Source organism: Serratia sp. FGI94, from assembly GCF_000330865.1.
Lineage (GTDB): Bacteria > Pseudomonadota > Gammaproteobacteria > Enterobacterales > Enterobacteriaceae > Serratia_B > Serratia_B rubidaea.
This window is the reverse complement of the sequence record NC_020064.1, coordinates 2,162,049-2,178,678: the sequence shown is the minus strand read 5'-3', so window position 1 is coordinate 2,178,678 and position 16,630 is coordinate 2,162,049. Positions and strand designations below refer to the sequence as shown.

At 57.1% G+C, this 16,630-nt stretch carries 14 protein-coding genes, 3 tRNA genes and 1 pseudogene; 9 read left to right on the top strand and 9 right to left on the bottom strand.

The window, feature by feature from the left end; translation table 11 throughout:
• The first annotated feature begins 290 nt into the window (after positions 1 to 290).
• Positions 291 to 1,115 carry a C40 family peptidase gene (locus tag D781_RS09895; protein ID WP_015672177.1) on the top strand — a complete coding sequence of 275 codons (825 nt, stop codon included), beginning with the start codon at positions 291 to 293 and terminating at the stop codon, positions 1,113 to 1,115.
• Positions 1,116 to 1,481: 366 nt separating this feature from the next.
• On the top strand, positions 1,482 to 2,060 hold the full coding sequence (gene sodB / locus D781_RS09890) for a superoxide dismutase [Fe] (RefSeq protein WP_041412084.1): 579 nt from the start codon (positions 1,482 to 1,484) through the stop codon (positions 2,058 to 2,060).
• A 17-nt stretch (positions 2,061 to 2,077) separates the two neighbouring features.
• Here the strand turns inward: sodB and D781_RS09885 are convergent.
• Together D781_RS09885 and D781_RS23425 are read right to left on the bottom strand one after the other, a co-directional pair.
• Positions 2,078 to 3,323: pseudogene (locus D781_RS09885) on the bottom strand (IS3 family transposase).
• Between the two features lie 109 nt (positions 3,324 to 3,432).
• Positions 3,433 to 3,522 carry a YnhF family membrane protein gene (locus D781_RS23425; RefSeq protein WP_102024970.1) on the bottom strand — a complete coding sequence of 30 codons (90 nt, stop codon included), beginning with the start codon at positions 3,520 to 3,522 and terminating at the stop codon, positions 3,433 to 3,435.
• 385 nt (positions 3,523 to 3,907) lie between these two features.
• Between D781_RS23425 and purR the strand changes: the two genes are divergently transcribed.
• Complete coding sequence (purR, locus tag D781_RS09875) at positions 3,908 to 4,933, top strand: HTH-type transcriptional repressor PurR (protein ID WP_015672174.1); 1,026 nt, start codon at positions 3,908 to 3,910, stop codon at positions 4,931 to 4,933.
• Between the two features lie 19 nt (positions 4,934 to 4,952).
• Here purR and punR read toward each other — a convergent pair whose 3' ends face one another.
• On the bottom strand, positions 4,953 to 5,879 hold the full coding sequence (gene punR / locus D781_RS09870) for a DNA-binding transcriptional activator PunR (protein WP_015672173.1): 927 nt from the start codon (positions 5,877 to 5,879) through the stop codon (positions 4,953 to 4,955).
• Between the two features lie 121 nt (positions 5,880 to 6,000).
• On the opposite strand from punR, the gene punC reads away from it, so the two are divergent.
• Both punC and cfa read left to right on the top strand, forming a co-directional pair.
• A complete protein-coding gene (gene punC / locus D781_RS09865) occupies positions 6,001 to 7,206 on the top strand; it encodes a purine nucleoside transporter PunC (protein WP_015672172.1) in 1,206 nt (401 codons plus the stop codon).
• A 341-nt stretch (positions 7,207 to 7,547) separates the two neighbouring features.
• A complete protein-coding gene (gene cfa / locus D781_RS09860; RefSeq protein WP_015672171.1) occupies positions 7,548 to 8,699 on the top strand; it encodes a cyclopropane fatty acyl phospholipid synthase in 1,152 nt (383 codons plus the stop codon).
• A gap of 349 nt (positions 8,700 to 9,048) precedes the next feature.
• On the opposite strand, the gene D781_RS09855 is transcribed toward cfa, so the two are convergent.
• Together D781_RS09855 and D781_RS09850 are read right to left on the bottom strand one after the other, a co-directional pair.
• Positions 9,049 to 9,345, bottom strand: a complete 297-nt coding sequence (locus D781_RS09855) for an I78 family peptidase inhibitor (protein ID WP_015672170.1) — start codon at positions 9,343 to 9,345, stop codon at positions 9,049 to 9,051.
• A gap of 41 nt (positions 9,346 to 9,386) precedes the next feature.
• Positions 9,387 to 10,040, bottom strand: coding sequence for a riboflavin synthase (locus D781_RS09850; RefSeq protein WP_015672169.1), 654 nt, complete (start codon positions 10,038 to 10,040; stop codon positions 9,387 to 9,389).
• 270 nt (positions 10,041 to 10,310) lie between these two features.
• Here D781_RS09850 and D781_RS09845 point away from each other — a divergent pair, with 270 nt between their 5' ends.
• The 4 genes from D781_RS09845 to D781_RS09830 all read left to right on the top strand — a co-directional run bounded on the left by D781_RS09845 (position 10,311) and on the right by D781_RS09830 (position 12,143).
• Entirely contained in the window at positions 10,311 to 11,684 is a 1,374-nt protein-coding gene (locus tag D781_RS09845) for an MATE family efflux transporter (protein WP_015672168.1), read from the top strand.
• Positions 11,685 to 11,872: 188 nt separating this feature from the next.
• Positions 11,873 to 11,949: transfer RNA gene (locus D781_RS09840), tRNA-Val, on the top strand.
• A 20-nt stretch (positions 11,950 to 11,969) separates the two neighbouring features.
• Positions 11,970 to 12,046: transfer RNA gene (locus D781_RS09835), tRNA-Val, on the top strand.
• Between the two features lie 20 nt (positions 12,047 to 12,066).
• A tRNA-Val gene (locus tag D781_RS09830) sits at positions 12,067 to 12,143 on the top strand.
• Between the two features lie 312 nt (positions 12,144 to 12,455).
• Here D781_RS09830 and D781_RS09820 read toward each other — a convergent pair.
• The 4 genes from D781_RS09820 to D781_RS09805 form a co-directional block, all read right to left on the bottom strand.
• Positions 12,456 to 13,781, bottom strand: coding sequence for an FAD-binding oxidoreductase (locus D781_RS09820; protein WP_041411789.1), 1,326 nt, complete (start codon positions 13,779 to 13,781; stop codon positions 12,456 to 12,458).
• A 138-nt stretch (positions 13,782 to 13,919) separates the two neighbouring features.
• The gene (locus tag D781_RS09815) at positions 13,920 to 14,609 is read right to left on the bottom strand and encodes a GntR family transcriptional regulator (protein ID WP_015672166.1); all 690 of its coding nucleotides are present in this window, start codon (positions 14,607 to 14,609) and stop codon (positions 13,920 to 13,922) included.
• Positions 14,610 to 14,763: 154 nt separating this feature from the next.
• Positions 14,764 to 15,057, bottom strand: a complete 294-nt coding sequence (locus D781_RS09810) for a hypothetical protein (protein WP_015672165.1) — start codon at positions 15,055 to 15,057, stop codon at positions 14,764 to 14,766.
• Between the two features lie 69 nt (positions 15,058 to 15,126).
• Positions 15,127 to 16,620 carry an aldehyde dehydrogenase gene (locus D781_RS09805; RefSeq protein ID WP_015672164.1) on the bottom strand — a complete coding sequence of 498 codons (1,494 nt, stop codon included), beginning with the start codon at positions 16,618 to 16,620 and terminating at the stop codon, positions 15,127 to 15,129.
• Positions 16,621 to 16,630: the final 10 nt, after the last annotated feature.

Here is a 16,630-nt window from a genome sequence, read left to right as displayed (position 1 = left end):
TCCGGCAACGCCCCTGCGCGCTAAACATGCTCGCAGAATAACATTTTTAATCCGACCATTTCACTAATATATTTTCAGCGCCGTCCGGCGGCGGAATATTAACCGGTGCGGGCAAGGCGACGCTTTTTTACCCGCCCGGCGATTAAATTTCAGTCAGGGGAAATGTTATTAACGTTTTCTCACAATATGGATTACGCTTTATTAAGTTCCGCGCTGTTTTATATCGCGGATTTGGGGAATACTGTGTTTAATTCAATCTCTGACTCGGGACCAAGGTTGGTAACGTCGACATGCGTCTAATTGTTACGCTTTTTGTGCTGCTGTTTACCCAGCTGTTTTTCAATCTGGCGCACGCTGCGCCACAGTCGCGCGTGGCCGCCGAACCGCGCAAAAGCCACGTCAGCGACGCGCGCCCGGACGAGCGCCGGAAAAAGAAAGCGCTGAAGAGCAATAAAAAAAGCCGCACCGCCGCGACGCCGAAAACCACCAAGGTTAAAACGGTTAAAAGCACGACGATTAAAACCGCCAAGAAAACCACCCGCGTTAAATCCACGCGTAAAGCAACGCATCTGGCAAAAATTAAAGTTACCCCGCCGAAGAAAGGTTATAAAAAAGGCTACGGACGTCACCGCACTCACGGCCAGGCCACCAGCAAACTGCTGAGTGACGATAAACCGCTTAAACTGACCGCCGCGCATAAAAAACGCTACCAGCGGGCGAAACAGACCGCGATGGCCAAGCTGATGAATCAGATGGGCAAGCCCTATCGCTGGGGCGGCGCCTCGCCGCGCACCGGTTTTGACTGCAGCGGATTAATTTATTACGCCTATAAAGACGTGATGAAAATTAAAATGCCGCGTACGGCAAATGAAATGTATCACCTGCGCGATGCGGCGCCGATTAAGAAAAGCGAATTGGAAAAAGGCGATCTGGTATTTTTCCGCATTAACAACCGCGGCGCGGCCGACCACGTCGGCGTTTATCTCGGCGACGGCAAGTTTATTCAGTCGCCGCGCACCGGCAAGGATATCCGCATCAGCCAGCTGGATAATGACTACTGGCAAAATCACTACGTCGGCGCCCGCCGCGTGATGACGCCGAAAAACGTGCGTTAGTTCCCCCATGGCTGAGCCAGACTCAGCCATTTATCCCCCGCCGGCGTCACTGTCGACGCTTTAAGCAGTTGAACACTTAGCACGTTTTAAACCTTCCCTTCCCTTTGAAAGTCGTTAGAATTAATAACCTTAAAAAAAACATAACAACTCGATGCCCGGATATACCCGCAATAGTTCGCGTGGCGGACAGCGGCAAGGGAAGGCATCCCGAAGGACTTACTGCGGGATGACTGAACGCAGCCAACGTCTCTGCAGCCTGAAGTATGACGGGGATAAACAGCACGGTTTCGTCTGAGGGGTCACCCGCACCACCACATCCCGCAGGCGGCCATGGGCATCTGGCGCTATATCAATAAGGAGAAAGCAATGTCGTTTGAATTACCTGCATTACCGTACGCCAAAGACGCTCTCGAACCGCACATTTCCGCTGAAACACTGGAATACCACTACGGCAAGCACCACAACACCTACGTGGTGAACCTGAACAACCTGGTGAAAGGCAGCGAGTTCGAAGGCAAAACCCTGGAAGAGATCGTGAAAACCTCTACCGGCGGCGTGTTCAACAACGCGGCGCAGGTGTGGAACCACACCTTCTACTGGCACTGCCTGTCGCCGCAGGGCGGCGGCGAACCTACCGGCGCGGTGGCTGACGCCATCAACCAATCCTTCGGCTCTTTCGCCAAGTTCAAAGAAGAGTTCACCAAATCCGCCGTCGGCAACTTCGGCGCCGGCTGGACCTGGCTGGTGAAAAAGGCCGATGGCTCGCTGGCGATCGTCAACACCTCCAACGCGGCTACCCCGCTGACCGGTGACGACAAACCGCTGCTGACCGTGGACGTGTGGGAGCACGCTTATTACATCGATTACCGCAATGCGCGTCCTAACTACCTGGAAAACTTCTGGGCGTTGGTTAACTGGGCATTCGTGGCGGAAAACCTGGCGTAATCACCGGTTTCCTGTGACTAGTCCTGATATAGGTTGACACTTTTCAGCCGGATAACGCCCGATGAACCTCATCGGGCGTTTTGTATTTCAGCGACAGGTGCGGCCGCTGTGTGTTGTAGATGTTCACCGACTCCCTGACCATCTTTTTTGCCTGTACGATGTCTTCTGGCCTGCCGAGCAGATATTCCGTTTTAAGTATCCCATTTACCCGTTCCGCCAGCGCATTCTGGTAACAGTCATACCCGTCCGTCATCGAGCAAGTGACACCATACCTTTGATGTAACGCCTGATATTCCTGCGAACAGTACTGGATACCCCTATCCGAGTGGTGCACCAGCGGCAACGTCGTGCGTCTGCCGGCCAGCGCCATTTTGAACGCGCAGGCGACGTGTCGGGTATGCAGACTGTCATGTACATGATACCCCACGATTTTTCTCGACCAGGCATCCGTTATCAGGCTGACATACGCCGTTCCCGTCCTCAGCGGCAGGTAGGTGATATCCGCCACCCACACCTGTTCCGGACGGCTGGCTATTACTTGATTGTCTCCTGCTTTCAGCAGGTTGGGATGGCGATAAAAACGATGATGGCTGTGCGTCGTCTTGTGATATGCCCGTTTAGGCATCACCAGTAACCGCGCGCAGCGCAGGATACTGAACAGCCGGTCGCGGCCCACATGCAACGCCGGTTCCGGGCGTTGCCGCAACAGGTGATGCAACTTACGCGTCCCCAGTCGGGGCTGATGCAAGCGGATAGCCGTTACCTGTGCGACGAGATGCCGGGCCTGCTCCTCTCTGCCTGCCTCTCGCTGCAGAGACTGATACCACGCTTGTCGGCTGATGCCCATCCATCGGCAGGCCCGCGTTACTGTGAGTCCCGGTACTTGTGTTTGCGCGATAAGGCGGTTAACTGCTTTTTTGTCAGCGTAGCACCAAAGTCGGTATTCATCACTTTTACGACGGCTTCGAAGAACTGGGCTTTGACTTCAGATTCAGCCAGTTGCTGCTCAAGTTCTTTAATTCGCTGTTCGGGCGTCAGGGGAAGTTTGGGCATGTTGCCTCCGCACTTTTGGGGGGAAGGAGAAGTCCGCCAGTCAAGTTGACCGTATTTGCGCAGCCAGTTCATGACGGTTGCGTTGCCTTGGATACCATAACGGTCTGCGGCCTGACGACAAGTCATTTCACCTTTTTCGACCTGTTCGACAACGGCTAACTTAAAGGATAGAGAGTAATCGCGTTGTGTGCGTTTAACATACTGGTTCATCACATTTTCCTCTGTACGTGAGTAAAATGTGTCAACGTTATTTAGGACGGGTCACTGCAAACAGAAAAGGCGCAGTATTTACTGCGCCTTTTTATATTTCGCTGAACAATCAGTTCAGCGCAGCGGTAAAACTAAAAGCGATAATCATCACCAGCGCGCAGGCGGTGGTGAACAGTGACAATTTTAACTCGGTTTCCATCAGAAACTCCCTTATCTGTTTCGCGACGCCAGCATAAATCCCACAGGATTAATAGGTCAAATTATTTTCCCACAGTTCGCGGCAATCCCCAATTGATTTTGCGCAACGCCCGATAATGTTGCGGCAAAAAAGGGGCCAAGATTAAAATATTCTCCGTTTTCCCGACGGATTATGCTGATTTGCTCTTCCACTTTTGCGCAATATACGCCAAAATTCGCAGTTCACTACTGCGTACCGGCCAGGCGCCCCGCCAAACTAAGCAAGCGGCTTACGACTTCCAAACTAAAAACTACGTTTTCGAGATTTTGGAGCAGGATATACGCAGGCAAACGATTAACAACATGCTTACATACTGCAAACATGTGAGTTCAGGAGTCATCTTTACATGGCAACGATTAAAGATGTGGCCAAACGCGCGGGCGTTTCCACCACCACCGTTTCCCACGTCATCAATAAGACCCGTTTCGTCGCCGAAGAGACTAAAGCGGCGGTCTGGGCCGCCATTAAAGATCTGCACTACTCGCCGAGCGCGGTTGCCCGCAGCCTGAAGGTCAATCACACCAAATCCATCGGCCTGCTGGCAACCTCCAGCGAAGCGCCCTATTTTGCCGAAGTGATTGAGGCGGTGGAAAACAGCTGCTACAGCAAAGGCTACACTCTGATTCTGTGCAACTCGCACAATAATCTGGACAAGCAGCGCGCCTATCTGGCGATGCTGGCGCAAAAGCGCGTCGACGGCCTGCTGGTGATGTGTTCCGAATACCCCGATCAGCTGCTCGGCATGCTGGAAGACCACCGCAATATCCCGATGGTGGTGATGGACTGGGGCGTAGCGCGCAGCGACTTTACCGACACCATTATCGATAACGCCTTCGAAGGCGGCTATCTGGCGGGCCGCTATCTGATCGAACGCGGCCACCGCGAGATCGGCGCCATCCCCGGCCAGCTGTCGCGCAACACCGGCGGCGGCCGCCATCAGGGTTTCCTGAAGGCCCTGCAGGAAGCCAATATCGAGTTGCGCAACGAGTGGATCGTACAGGGCGACTTCGAACCGGAATCCGGCTATAAGGCAATGCACCAGATCCTGTCGCAAAAGCATCGCCCGACGGCGGTGTTCTGCGGCGGCGATATTATGGCGATGGGCGCCATTTGCGCCGCGGACGAGCTGGGCCTGCGCGTACCGCAGGATATTTCGGTGATCGGTTATGACAACGTGCGCAACGCGCGCTACTTCACCCCGGCCCTGACCACGGTGCACCAGCCGAAAGAGCGTCTGGGTGAAATGGCCTTCACCATGCTGCTGGACCGTATTATCAGCAAGCGTGAGGAGTCGCAGGTGATCGAAGTGCATCCTAAACTGATCGAGCGGCGTTCCGTGGCCGACGGTCCCTTTATCGATTACCGCCGCTAAACGCGGCAGGCCGGCGCGTTTACGCCTCCGCCGGCCCCTGCTCCTCACTCAGCCACTCCTGATTCAAGGTTTCACTGTCCCCCAGATAATCCAGCAGCCAGGCAATGGCCGGCGACTGGTTAGGCTGCTGCCAGGTCAGGCAGCAGGCGCTGGGGGGAAACGGCTCCTGCAGTTGCAGCACCGCCAGTTCACCGCTTGCCACCAGCGGCAGCACCCGGTGCGCCGGCGCCATGCCGACGCATAAGCCGCCGCGCAGGCAATCTACCGCCGACACCCAGTCCGGCACCACCAGCCGCCGCTGGTTATCCAGCGACCAGGTGACGCGCTTGGGCAGGCTGCGCGAGGTATCCTCCAGCAGCAGCGCCGGATAGGGGCGCAGCTGTTCATCGCTGAGCGCGCCGCGCAGCCCGGCCAGCGGATGCTCGGCGCTGACCACGCACAGCCAGTTCATAAAGCCCATATCGCGAAAGGCGAACCCGCCGCCGGCGGGCACCGCGCGCGTGGCGCCGATCGCCATTTCGGCGCGGCCGTCCACCAGCGCATCCCAGACGCCGTTAAACACCTCTGGCTGCAGCAGCAGTTCAACGTCAGGAAAGTGGCGATAAAAATCCAGCACCAGCTGCCGGCAGCGCTGCGGCTTGACGATCAGATCGACGGCGATCTTCACCTGCCCGCGCCAGCCGTTGGCGACCTGCTGGCACTGACGCCGCGTGTCGAGCATTTTTTTGATGACAGCGCGCGATTCCTGTACAAACAGCGCGCCGGCCGGCGTCAGCGTCACGTCGCGATGGCGCCGTTCAAACAGCGGCACCGCCAGCCACTGCTCCAGCTGGCGCACGGTATAGCTGACTGCGGAAGGCACGCGGTGCAACTCCTGCGCCGCCGCGCTGAAACTGCCGGTACGCGCCACGGCGTCGACCACATCCAGAGAATATTCAGACCACATGTGTTTGCCTGCAAAATTTTTCAAACCAGTATGCAAATATTACCGTTTCACAACCAGAGATCCAGCCGGATACACTGCGCGGCGTGAAAACCTGCATCACAAATAACGACTGAGAACGACTATGCGAAACTTTGGATTTATGTGTTATCTGGCCGGCCTGAGTATGCTCGGCTTTCTGGCCACGGATATGTACCTGCCGGCCTTCGGCATGATGCAGCACGACCTGCAAATTTCTCCCGGCGCGATCAGCGCCAGTCTGAGTATCTTTCTGGCCGGCTTTGCCTTTGCGCAACTGCTGTGGGGCCCGCTCTCCGATCGGCTGGGGCGTAAACCGGTGCTGCTGATTGGCCTGGCGCTGTTCGGCCTCGGCTGTCTTGGCATGCTGTGGGCCACTAATGCGCTGCAGCTGTGGACGCTGCGCTTTATCCAGGCGGTCGGCGTCTGCGCCGCCGCGGTGACCTGGCAGGCCATCGTCATCGACCGCTATCCCGGCAGCCGCGCCAACCAGGTGTTCGCCACCATTATGCCGCTGGTCGCCCTCTCCCCGGCGCTGGCGCCGCTGGTTGGCGCCTGGCTGCTGAACCACCTGAGCTGGCGCGCCATTTTCGCCGTGCTGCTGGCGATCACGCTGCTGCTGCTGCTGCCAACGCTGCTGCTGCGTGACAAGCCGCGCCCGCGCGCCAACGAAGGCACCGCACCCGGCATCGGTTTCCTGCAGCTGCTGAAGTCGCCGCTGTACAGCGGCAACGTGCTGGTGTACGCCGCCTGTTCAGCCGGCTTCTTCGCCTGGCTGACCGGTTCGCCGTTTATTCTGGGTAGTATGGGCTACAGCCCGAACGATATCGGCCTGAGCTACGTGCCGCAGACGCTGGCGTTTCTGCTCGGCGGCTTCGGCTGCCGCAGCGCATTAAGCCGTACGAACGGCAATACGTTGCTGCCGTGGCTGCTGGTGACGTACGCCGTCAGCATGGTGGCGCTGTATCTGGTCGCTACCCTGACCACGCCGACGCTGACCACGCTGCTGATCCCCTTCTGCCTGATGGCACTGGTTAACGGCGCCACCTACCCGATCGTGGTGGCGAATGCGCTGACGCCGTTCCCGGAAAGCACCGGTAAAGCGGCTGCGCTGCAAAATACCCTGCAGCTGGGCCTGTGTTTCGTCGCCAGTATGCTGGTGTCCGCCTATATCGCGCAGCCGCTGCTGGCGACGGTAACGGTGATGGTTGCCACGGTCGTCCTGGCCGCCGCCGGCTATCTGCTGCAGCGCGGCAGCGGCGCACAACAACAGGACGCCGAGCGCCGTCAGCATGCTAACTCTGCGTCATAATTACCCATAATAATATTCACTTAAATGACATTTCTGCCGGGCACGATTTACGGTTGAGTAAGCGTCTCGGCAGGCCTATACTCAGAAAAGCGCTAAAAATAACATAGCAATTTCTCGTATTAACCCGTGGCGTTTTGTGGTCGCCAATGGCGTCACTTTTTTACTTTATTGATGAGTTTACCCTGCCGGTCGGTACGGGCTTCTCTTTTGAGTTTTCCTCTGTTCATGTCGGATATCGGACGCCGCGGTGCAATCTTCCGCAGGTATACGTATGTGCCTACCAAAATTGGCTAAGCTTTTTGGGTGGCCATAAGTCAGAAGAAAGGTGATGGAGAAACTAAATGAGTTCATCGTGTTTAGAAGATCTGAGCATCCAGGATAACCCATGGTATCGTATCGCCCATGAAATGCTCAGCATGGCCGATATAGAAATAAACGGCACCCGACCTTTCGATATTCAGGTAAAAAACCCCGAATTTTTTAAACGCGTGCTGCAGGAAGGCTCTCTCGGGCTGGGTGAAAGTTATATGGACGGCTGGTGGGAATGCGAACGGCTGGACTGTTTCTTTCAGCGCGTGCTGACCGCCGGCCTGGAAAGAAGACTCCCCCACCATTTTAAAGACACGCTGCGCATTGCCGCCGCGCGCCTGACCAATCTGCAGTCCAAAAAACGCGCGTGGATCGTGGGGAAAGAGCATTACGATCTCGGCAACGATTTATTTACCCTGATGCTGGATCCTTATATGCAATATTCCTGCGGCTACTGGAAAAGCGCCGACACGCTGGAACAGGCGCAGGAAAATAAATTGCGTATGATCTGCGACAAGCTGCAATTACAGCCGGGCATGCGCCTGCTGGATATTGGCTGCGGCTGGGGCGGGCTGTCGGCGTTTGCGGCCAAAAATTACGGCGTGTCGGTGGTGGGCGTCACTATTTCCGCCGAACAGCAGAAACTGGCGCAGGCGCGCTGCGCCGGGCTGGACGTGGATATTCAGCTGCAGGATTACCGCGATCTGCATCAGCAGTTTGACCGCATCGTCTCGGTCGGCATGTTTGAACACGTCGGGCCGAAGAATTACCGCACCTATTTCGAGGTGGTTGAGCGCAATTTAAAACCCGACGGTTTATTCCTGCTGCATACCATCGGCTCAAACAGAACCGATATGAATGTCGATCCGTGGATCAATAAATATATCTTCCCTAACGGCTGCCTGCCCTCCGTGGCGCATATTGCCCAGACCAGCGAAGGCCGCTTCGTGATGGAAGACTGGCACAATTTCGGCGCCGACTACGATCGCACGCTGATGGCCTGGTATGAGCGCTTCCAACAGGCGTGGCCACAGCTGGCCGAACGCTATTCCGAGCGCTTTGAGCGGATGTTCAGCTACTATCTTAACGCCTGCGCCGGCGCCTTCCGCTCGCGCGATATTCAGCTGTGGCAGGTGCTGTTCAGCCCGAAAGGCGTTGAAGGCGGCATCCGTGTCCCGCGCTGAGTGCCGCAAGCCAGCAGATGACCGGGCAATATAATGAAAAGCCGCAATTCATTGCGGCTTGAGGTTGATGACAAAGTGGCCTGAGAGTCCGAGATACTCGGGCCTAGCGTAACGAGGGGCACTCCGGCGGCTTACGCCGCTACGACCCCATCGCCACGCTCTCCCTAATAACAGACTTTGTCAGCAGTCTGAGGCCGCAATTCATTGCGGCTTTTTCGTCGGTAGCCGTCCCATTTTAGCGAGCATGCTGCGTATGGCCGGCATAAAAAAATCCGTAACCCCTGCAGGTTACGGATAGTCTTCACAGCGCGGCGTCGTCCTGGCGCGGCCGCACGTCATTACGCCGCTATCAGCCGCAGTATACGCGCGTGATTTTATCGTCCCGATCGCCGAGGAAGTTCAGGCGGGTCAGGTTGAAATCCATGGTGACCGCTGCATTATAAGGAATAGTGCGCACCTGACGGGCGTCGATCTGCACGCCGTCCAGCGAAGAGAGCGGCTTGCCCACGTAGTTTTGATACTGCGACGCGCCGCAGGTGTCATCCGCATCGACCGACGACGCCGTCGCGCCGTTTTCTGACGTACTGCTACAGGCAGCCAGCGTCATCAGCGCCGCCAACATCAACGTTTTCCGATAAAACTTCACGTTTAGCTCCTCTTTTTTGCGTTCAAACCCGTCACGTCCGCTCAGGGGTTCGGCGTAGCCGCGCCAAGATTCTGCGCCAGCGTCGCTTCACGGCTGGCCAGGACGCGCTCTACGGTATCCACCACCGCCTGCGTTTGCGGATCGATTTCAATATTCACCTTGTCGCCCAGGCGCTTTTTGCCCAGCGTCGTGCGCTCCAGCGTTTCCGGGATCAGATGCACGCAGAAGCGGTTGTTCACCACTTCGCCGATGGTCAGGCTGATGCCGTCAATACCGACAAAGCCCTTATGCAGCACATATTTCATCAGGTCGGCACTCGGCATGCGCAACCAGACCTGGCGGTTGTTTTCCGAGGTAAAGATCTTGGCGATTTCCGCGGTGCAGATAATATGGCCGGACATCAGGTGGCCACCGATCTCATCATTGAACTTCGCCGCCCTTTCCACGTTGACCTTGTCGCCGACCGTCAGGCTGCCCAGATTGGTCAGGCGCAGGGTCTCTTTAATCAGGTCGAAGCTGACGCGGTTGCCCTCCACCGCCGTGACGGTCAAGCAGCAGCCGTTATGCGCCACCGACGCGCCCAGTTCCAGGCCGGGCAGCAGCTCATCGGGCATTTCAATCACGTGGGTACGGAAATTGGGTTTTTCTTCTACTGCAACCAGCGGCGCAATGCCTTGTACGATACCGGTAAACATGGATGCCTCTTTCTGAAAATTGATATACAGCGCTGGTAGGCAGTGTGCCCCAGATGGCGGAGAAAACCAAACCCGCAGCGGTAAAAAATCGCTGTCTGCGCACGAAATAGACCCGCAGCGGCGCCGTTAACGGTTATTGTGCACTACACTGCGCCAGTGGCTTAAATAAGTCCGAACGGTTACAATACGCCGGTAATAATTCCGCGATTAAATTGCTGTCCATTCGCGACGGCCGTTCTTTCATTGCTTAATACTCAAAAAGGTGTATGCGTGCAGAAGTACTTTATTGAAGCGCGTAGTTTATTAGCCCTCGCTATTCCGGTAATTATCGCGCAAATCGCCCAGACGGCGATGGGCGTGGTGGATACCATTATGGCGGGTGCGTACAGCGCCACGGATATGGCTGCGGTTGCAGTCGGCACATCTATCTGGCTACCGGCTATCCTGTTCGGCCACGGCCTGCTATTGGCCTTAACGCCGGTGATCGCCCAGCTTAACGGCTCCGGCCGTCGCGACCGCATCGCGCATCAGATAAGCCAGGGGTTCTGGCTGGCGAGCGGCGTCTCGCTGCTAATTATCGTCGTGCTGTACAACAGCAAATATCTGATCGATATGATGCACAATGTCGATCCGCAGCTGGCGGAAAAAGCCGTCGGCTATCTGCACGCCATTATGTGGGGCGCGCCGGGCTATTTATTCTTCCAGGTGATGCGCAACCAGTGTGAAGGGTTATCAAAAACCAAGCCGGGGATGGTTATTGGTTTTATCGGTCTGCTGGTTAATATTCCCATTAACTATATTTTCATTTACGGCAAATTCGGCATGCCGGAGCTGGGCGGCGTCGGCTGCGGCGTAGCAACCGGCAGCGTCTATTGGGTGATGTTCCTGTTGATGCGCTGGTACGTGCGCCGAGCGCCGTCACAGCGCGACATCAAACCGGAGCGCGCCTGGTCGCCGGTCGACTGGGGCACGCTGCGCCGCCTGGTCGGCATCGGCCTGCCGGTCGCCCTGGCGCTGTTCTTTGAAGTGACGCTGTTCGCCGTGGTGGCGCTGCTGGTGTCGCCGCTCGGCATCGTCGCCGTCGCCGGCCACCAGATCGCGCTGAACTTCAGCTCGCTGATGTTCGTGCTGCCGCTGTCCCTCGGCGTCGGCTCCACCATCCGCGTCGGCCACCGGTTGGGAGAAGGTAACGTCGACGGCGCGCGCGTTGCGGCCTACAGCGCCATCGGCGTCGGCATCGCCATGGCCTGCTGCACCGCGCTGTTCACCGCCCTGCTGCGCGAACCCATTGCCTTGCTGTACAACGACACGCCGGCGGTGGTCGCCATGGCCTCCCACCTGATGCTGCTGGCCGCGATCTACCAGATCTCGGACTCGATTCAGGTGATCGGCAGCGGCGTACTGCGCGGCTATAAAGATACACGTTCGATCTTCTTTATCACCTTTATCGCTTACTGGGTGTTAGGGCTGCCGAGCGGCTATCTGCTGGCGCTGACCGACTACATCGTGCCGGCGATGGGGCCAAGCGGTTTCTGGATCGGCTTTATTATCGGCCTGACCTTCGCCGCCATCATGATGGTGCTGCGCATGCGTTGGCTGCAGCGTCAGCCGGCCGCGCTGATTTTACAGCGCTCCACCCGCTGATTTTTCCGCCGGCCCCTCCCCGGGCCGGCCACTTCCCAGCCGCAATCTGCGGAAAAAACCGCCTCACTGCGCATAAGCGCAGCAGTCGCGCGAAATCGCGGATAAAATTACGTTTTTCCCCTTGCCAGCAGGCAGCTTGCTCGTTAATATTCGTCCCCGCTGTCAGCCATGACAGACAGGAAAACGATGCGTCCGTAGCTCAGTTGGTTAGAGCACCACCTTGACATGGTGGGGGTCGGTGGTTCGAGTCCACTCGGACGCACCAAATTCCTACAGCAGTTCAGTGCGTCCGTAGCTCAGTTGGTTAGAGCACCACCTTGACATGGTGGGGGTCGGTGGTTCGAGTCCACTCGGACGCACCAAATTACTGCAGCAGTTCAATGCGTCCGTAGCTCAGTTGGTTAGAGCACCACCTTGACATGGTGGGGGTCGGTGGTTCGAGTCCACTCGGACGCACCAAATCATCTCTCCTGATTTGGCGCCCAGAATTCTCCCTTTATTTTATCTCCCTGCTCTATTCTTCCTACTTTCCCGATGCTATGGTGCAACCCTATCTGGAAGAGAGCCAGTTGGTTGAGGTCCTGGCCGACTGGTGCCCCTACTTCGCCGGTTTCCACCTGTATTCCCCCAACAGGCGCAACGCTTCCCCCGCGTTTTCCGCGCTGGTTGAAGCGATCCGCTACCGCAGTTATCCCCCGCTCGCCCGCTGATACCTCAACCGTCGCCAAACGGACGGTGACGCATTAAACACCGTCCGGTTTCTCAGGCCATTTACACTTCCAGTCCCGCTCTGTACTGTCCCCATTTCAATACCGAATTCACCCCTATCGATAAAAAAGGCTCCTGTGGCGGCTTATTCGGACCGGGTGACGCCAGCAGAAAATCGATCAGCTCATTACGCTGACCGGCGATCATATCGGCTAACAGCGTGCCGGTGGCGGTGCCGCGGGTGATCCCCAGCCCGTTGCAACACAGCGCCCCGTAAACATTCGGTGCCAACTGGCCGAAAAAGCCCTCATGGTTTTCCGACAGGCAGATCGCCCCGCTCCATGAATAGTCAAATCCCACATCAGGCAACATGGGGAAACGGCGCGCGAAAGACTGGCGATGCGCAATGATACAGCGTTGCAAATATTTATCGCGCGGGCGGCCGTCCGGCTGAAAACTGAAGCCGTTGCGGATCAGAATCCGGTTATCCGCCGTACGACGTACGGTACTGCCGAAGGGATGTGCGGGGATCACGCCCCAGACGGCCTTTCCGCCCAGGCGCTGCTGTTCTTCCGCGCTCAGCGGACGGGTCAGGCTGCCGTACAGAAAGGTCGACAACAACCGTCCCTGTAAAAAACCAAAATGGGCGGCAAAGGCGTTATTGGTCAAAATCAGTTTATCACTGGTGATACTGCCCTGGTTATGCACCAGCGTGATTTTGTCGCCATAATGGATCTTCGTGACCGGGGTATACTCATACAGCGTCACATTCGCCGGCAGGCTTTCCGCCAGGCCTTTCACCAGCGCTGCCGGCTGCAGCAAGACGGTGCCCGGGATATACAGCGCCTTTTGATAATAGTCGGTGCCGATATGGGCGGGCAGATCCGCCGCGCCAATCATTTCCGTATCCCGGCCGATTTTCTCCAGTCCGCGGCGGTAGGCCTCCAGCACGGCAATGCCCGCCTTGCCGACCGCCGCCTGATATTTCCCCGCCTCGCTCAACTGACAGGCGATCTTATTTTCCGCCACGATAGCGCGCAGGGAGTCCAGACCGAGCGTATTAAGCTTTAGCACCAAATTGGCAGTTTTAATATCGCCGATATAGTCTTTGGCGCCGATATCATGAGGTACATCAATAGCAAAACCGGCATTGCGGCCGGAGGAGCCAAACCCGACTTCCTGCGCCTCCAGCAGCACCACCTCATCGTCAGGAAAATTCAGCGCCAGCTGGCGGGCGGCGGCCAGCCCGGTCAGCCCCGCCCCGACAATCGTCCAGCGCGTCTGTTTCTGCCCGATATGCGCCGGCCGCGGCGCCCGTATCGGGCTGGTGTGATACCAGCCGGCCAGGGCATCATCGCCAGGCAGAGATGTAATATTTCGCACTTTCATCACTCCAGTTCACGTTATTATCGGTGCCTGCCAACGCTGTCGGCAGACCATCGTCAATAAGTCTCTGGACGGTATCGGATGTTCGGATTAAGGAGGGAAATGCCTGCCTGAGCGGGCAACGCTGGCCCGCCGGAGAAATTAACCGCCGATATTCATACGGTCATCGACGTGCAGCCCGCGCGGGGCGATAAACATCTCCATATTTTCACGTGACAGCTCCCAGTGCTCAAACACCAGGTCCACTACCGCATCTTCATTCCGCGCTTCCAGCGCACGGATAAAGGCGTCGTGATGATCTGCCGACAGCCGCAGCCGTTGCGCCATATCCTCATCCTGCGGCCGGAAGAAAGTATGGCCGATACGGCTATGGTCAATCAGCAGGCGTCCCAGACTCGGCTGCAAATAAGGATTGGCCGCCATTTCCCCCATAATTTCATGGAAGCGGTTATTCTCCAGCACCAGCGCCAGCGGATCCTGACTCTGCACCGCTTTACGAAAGCGCTTTTGCGTATCTTTCAACGCCTTCAGCTGCGCCGGCCTGTAATTTTGCACCGCCAACCGACCGGTGGCGGCATAAATCATCGGCGCCACCAGGAAGAAATTACGCAGGGTGGCATGGTTCATCGGGATCACCCTCACGCCTCTTTTTTCGATAATTTCCAGGTAGCCTTCGCCGGCCAGACGCTGAAACACCTCCCTGACCGGGGTACGTGAAAGCCCATACTGATTGCCCAGGCCGCTTTCATCCAACACCTCATCGGGATCGAGCTCCATTGTCAAAATAAGGCGTTTTAAATCCTCATACAGCGCGACCTTACCTGTGCTCACCGTGACCTCCTGAAAAATGACCTATAGTGACGGACGATTATCCGCAGCTAGCCAGACTAGCGGGTCACATTTATTCTATCTACTAAATAATAAAAAAACTCCGCGGCCGATGACTACGTCAGAGACTTATCTTGTTAAAGAGCATCACATATCGCTATTTCAAACCGCACGGCGTTTGCAACGCACAGGTCGTGTGGTAAATAAAACGCAACATCGGTTCCGGGTCGTTATCCGGTCCGCTACGGCGTATTTTTGTTTTTAGCCAGGCGATTTCATCACCCGCCTGATGGCCGAACAGCCGCTTCTCACCGGCATTTTTCAGCCACTTAATAATAAAGGCGTGCTTCTGCCGCACCGTTTTCACTCTTCCCTGCTTTCTGGACAGGGCTAATGCAATCAGCAGGCAAAAATAAATATGCCCCCTACGTTCCAGGTCGATATTCAGCATGGTTGCGCACCACCGCGCTCAGGCACCGGGGAAATGGCGTCATACCCCGGCGCCTTGGTTTACATAGCTTTAGCCGGACACATCTATCCAGATAGTTTTCAGCTCGGTGTATTGATCGTGAGCGAACACTGACTTGTCCCTGCCGCCGAACCCTGATTCTTTGTAGCCGCCGAACGGCGTGGTGGCATCCCCTTCACCGAAGCAGTTAACGGTGACGGTGCCAGCGCGCACCGCGCGCGAAACCCGCACCGCCCTGCGCAGGTTATCGGTATACACCGACGCCGCCAGTCCATAGGCAGTATCGTTCGCCAGAGCGATTACCTCTTCTTCGTTGCGAAAGGCGGTGACGCACAGCACCGGGCCGAAAATCTCCTCACGGAACAGCGCGCTTTGCGGGGTTACCCCGTCAACGATGGTCGGCTGCACGTAGATCTGCGCTTCCGTATCGCCGCCGTGCAGAATCGTCAGCCCCTCCTGCCGCGCGATAGCCAGGTATTCGCTGACTTTGCGGAAATGCGCGGCGCCGATCATCGTTCCGAGACGGTTGGCGGGATCGAGCGGATTGCCCAACGTCCAGCCGTCGATTTGCCGCGCCATACAAGCCAGCAGCGGCGCCTTTACCGCCTCATGCACCAACAGGCGGGAAGTGGCGGAACAGTTCTCCCCCATATTCCAGAAGGCGCCATTGAGCACCTGCTCCGCCACCTTTTCCAGATCCTCCGCATCGTCAAATACGATCGCCGGGTTCTTCCCGCCGCACTCCAGCACGACTTTTTTCAGGTTAGAGTCCGCCGCATAGCGCAGAAAGCGACGGCCGGTCGCGGTAGAGCCGGTAAAACTCACCATATCAACATCAGCGTGCAAGCCAATCGGTTCTCCCACCGCCTGCCCGGTACCGGTGACGATATTCAGCACCCCGGCGGGTATGCCAGCCTGCTGCGCCAGTTCCGCTACCCGCAGCGCCGTCATGGAAGTCTGTTCCGCAGGCTTGACGATCACGGAACAACCGGCCGCCAACGCGGGGCCGATTTTCCACGCCAGCATCAGCAGCGGGAAATTCCACGGCAGCACACAGCCCACCACGCCGATCGGTTCTCTGACCACCAGCGCCAGCGTTTCATTGCCGGTCGGCGCGCTCTGGTCATACAGCTTATCGATCGCCTCAGCATGCCATCTCAACACATGGACGGTTTCCGGTACATCGACCGCCAGACATTCCCCCAGCGGTTTTCCACTGTCGAGGCTTTCCAGCAGCGCCAGCCGTTCACTCTGCTGTTCGATCAGCGCGGCCAGTCGCAACAGCACCGCCTTGCGCTCGGCCGGCGCCTGCTGACGCCAGACGCCCAGCTCAAATGCCGCCCGCGCGCTACGCACTGCGTCATCGACATCAGCGGCATTGCAAGCGGCGATCTGCGCCAACACCTCACCGGTGGCCGGGTTGGTGGTCGCCAAGGTCTGACCGCTGGCGGCAGACACCCAGCGTCCGTTAATAAAAGCCTGCTGCGGAAAATCGATTTCCCGCGCTAGGGCCGCATAATGTTCTACGCTGCGTATATCGCTCATGTTGACCTCC

Excerpts from the sequence above, each read along its gene's own strand:
- punR (WP_015672173.1), bottom strand. The coding sequence starts at position 5,879 with ATGTGGTCTGAATATTCTCTGGATGTGGTCGACGCCGTGGCGCGTACC.
- D781_RS09820 (WP_041411789.1), bottom strand. The coding sequence starts at position 13,781 with ATGAAAGTGCGAAATATTACATCTCTGCCTGGCGATGATGCCCTGGCC.
- D781_RS09895 (WP_015672177.1), top strand. The coding sequence starts at position 291 with ATGCGTCTAATTGTTACGCTTTTTGTGCTGCTGTTTACCCAGCTGTTT.
- sodB (WP_041412084.1), top strand. The coding sequence starts at position 1,482 with ATGTCGTTTGAATTACCTGCATTACCGTACGCCAAAGACGCTCTCGAA.
- punC (WP_015672172.1), top strand. The coding sequence starts at position 6,001 with ATGCGAAACTTTGGATTTATGTGTTATCTGGCCGGCCTGAGTATGCTC.
- D781_RS23425 (WP_102024970.1), bottom strand. The coding sequence starts at position 3,522 with ATGGAAACCGAGTTAAAATTGTCACTGTTCACCACCGCCTGCGCGCTG.
- cfa (WP_015672171.1), top strand. The coding sequence starts at position 7,548 with ATGAGTTCATCGTGTTTAGAAGATCTGAGCATCCAGGATAACCCATGG.
- D781_RS09805 (WP_015672164.1), bottom strand. The coding sequence starts at position 16,620 with ATGAGCGATATACGCAGCGTAGAACATTATGCGGCCCTAGCGCGGGAA.
- purR (WP_015672174.1), top strand. The coding sequence starts at position 3,908 with ATGGCAACGATTAAAGATGTGGCCAAACGCGCGGGCGTTTCCACCACC.
- D781_RS09810 (WP_015672165.1), bottom strand. The coding sequence starts at position 15,057 with ATGCTGAATATCGACCTGGAACGTAGGGGGCATATTTATTTTTGCCTG.
- D781_RS09850 (WP_015672169.1), bottom strand. The coding sequence starts at position 10,040 with ATGTTTACCGGTATCGTACAAGGCATTGCGCCGCTGGTTGCAGTAGAA.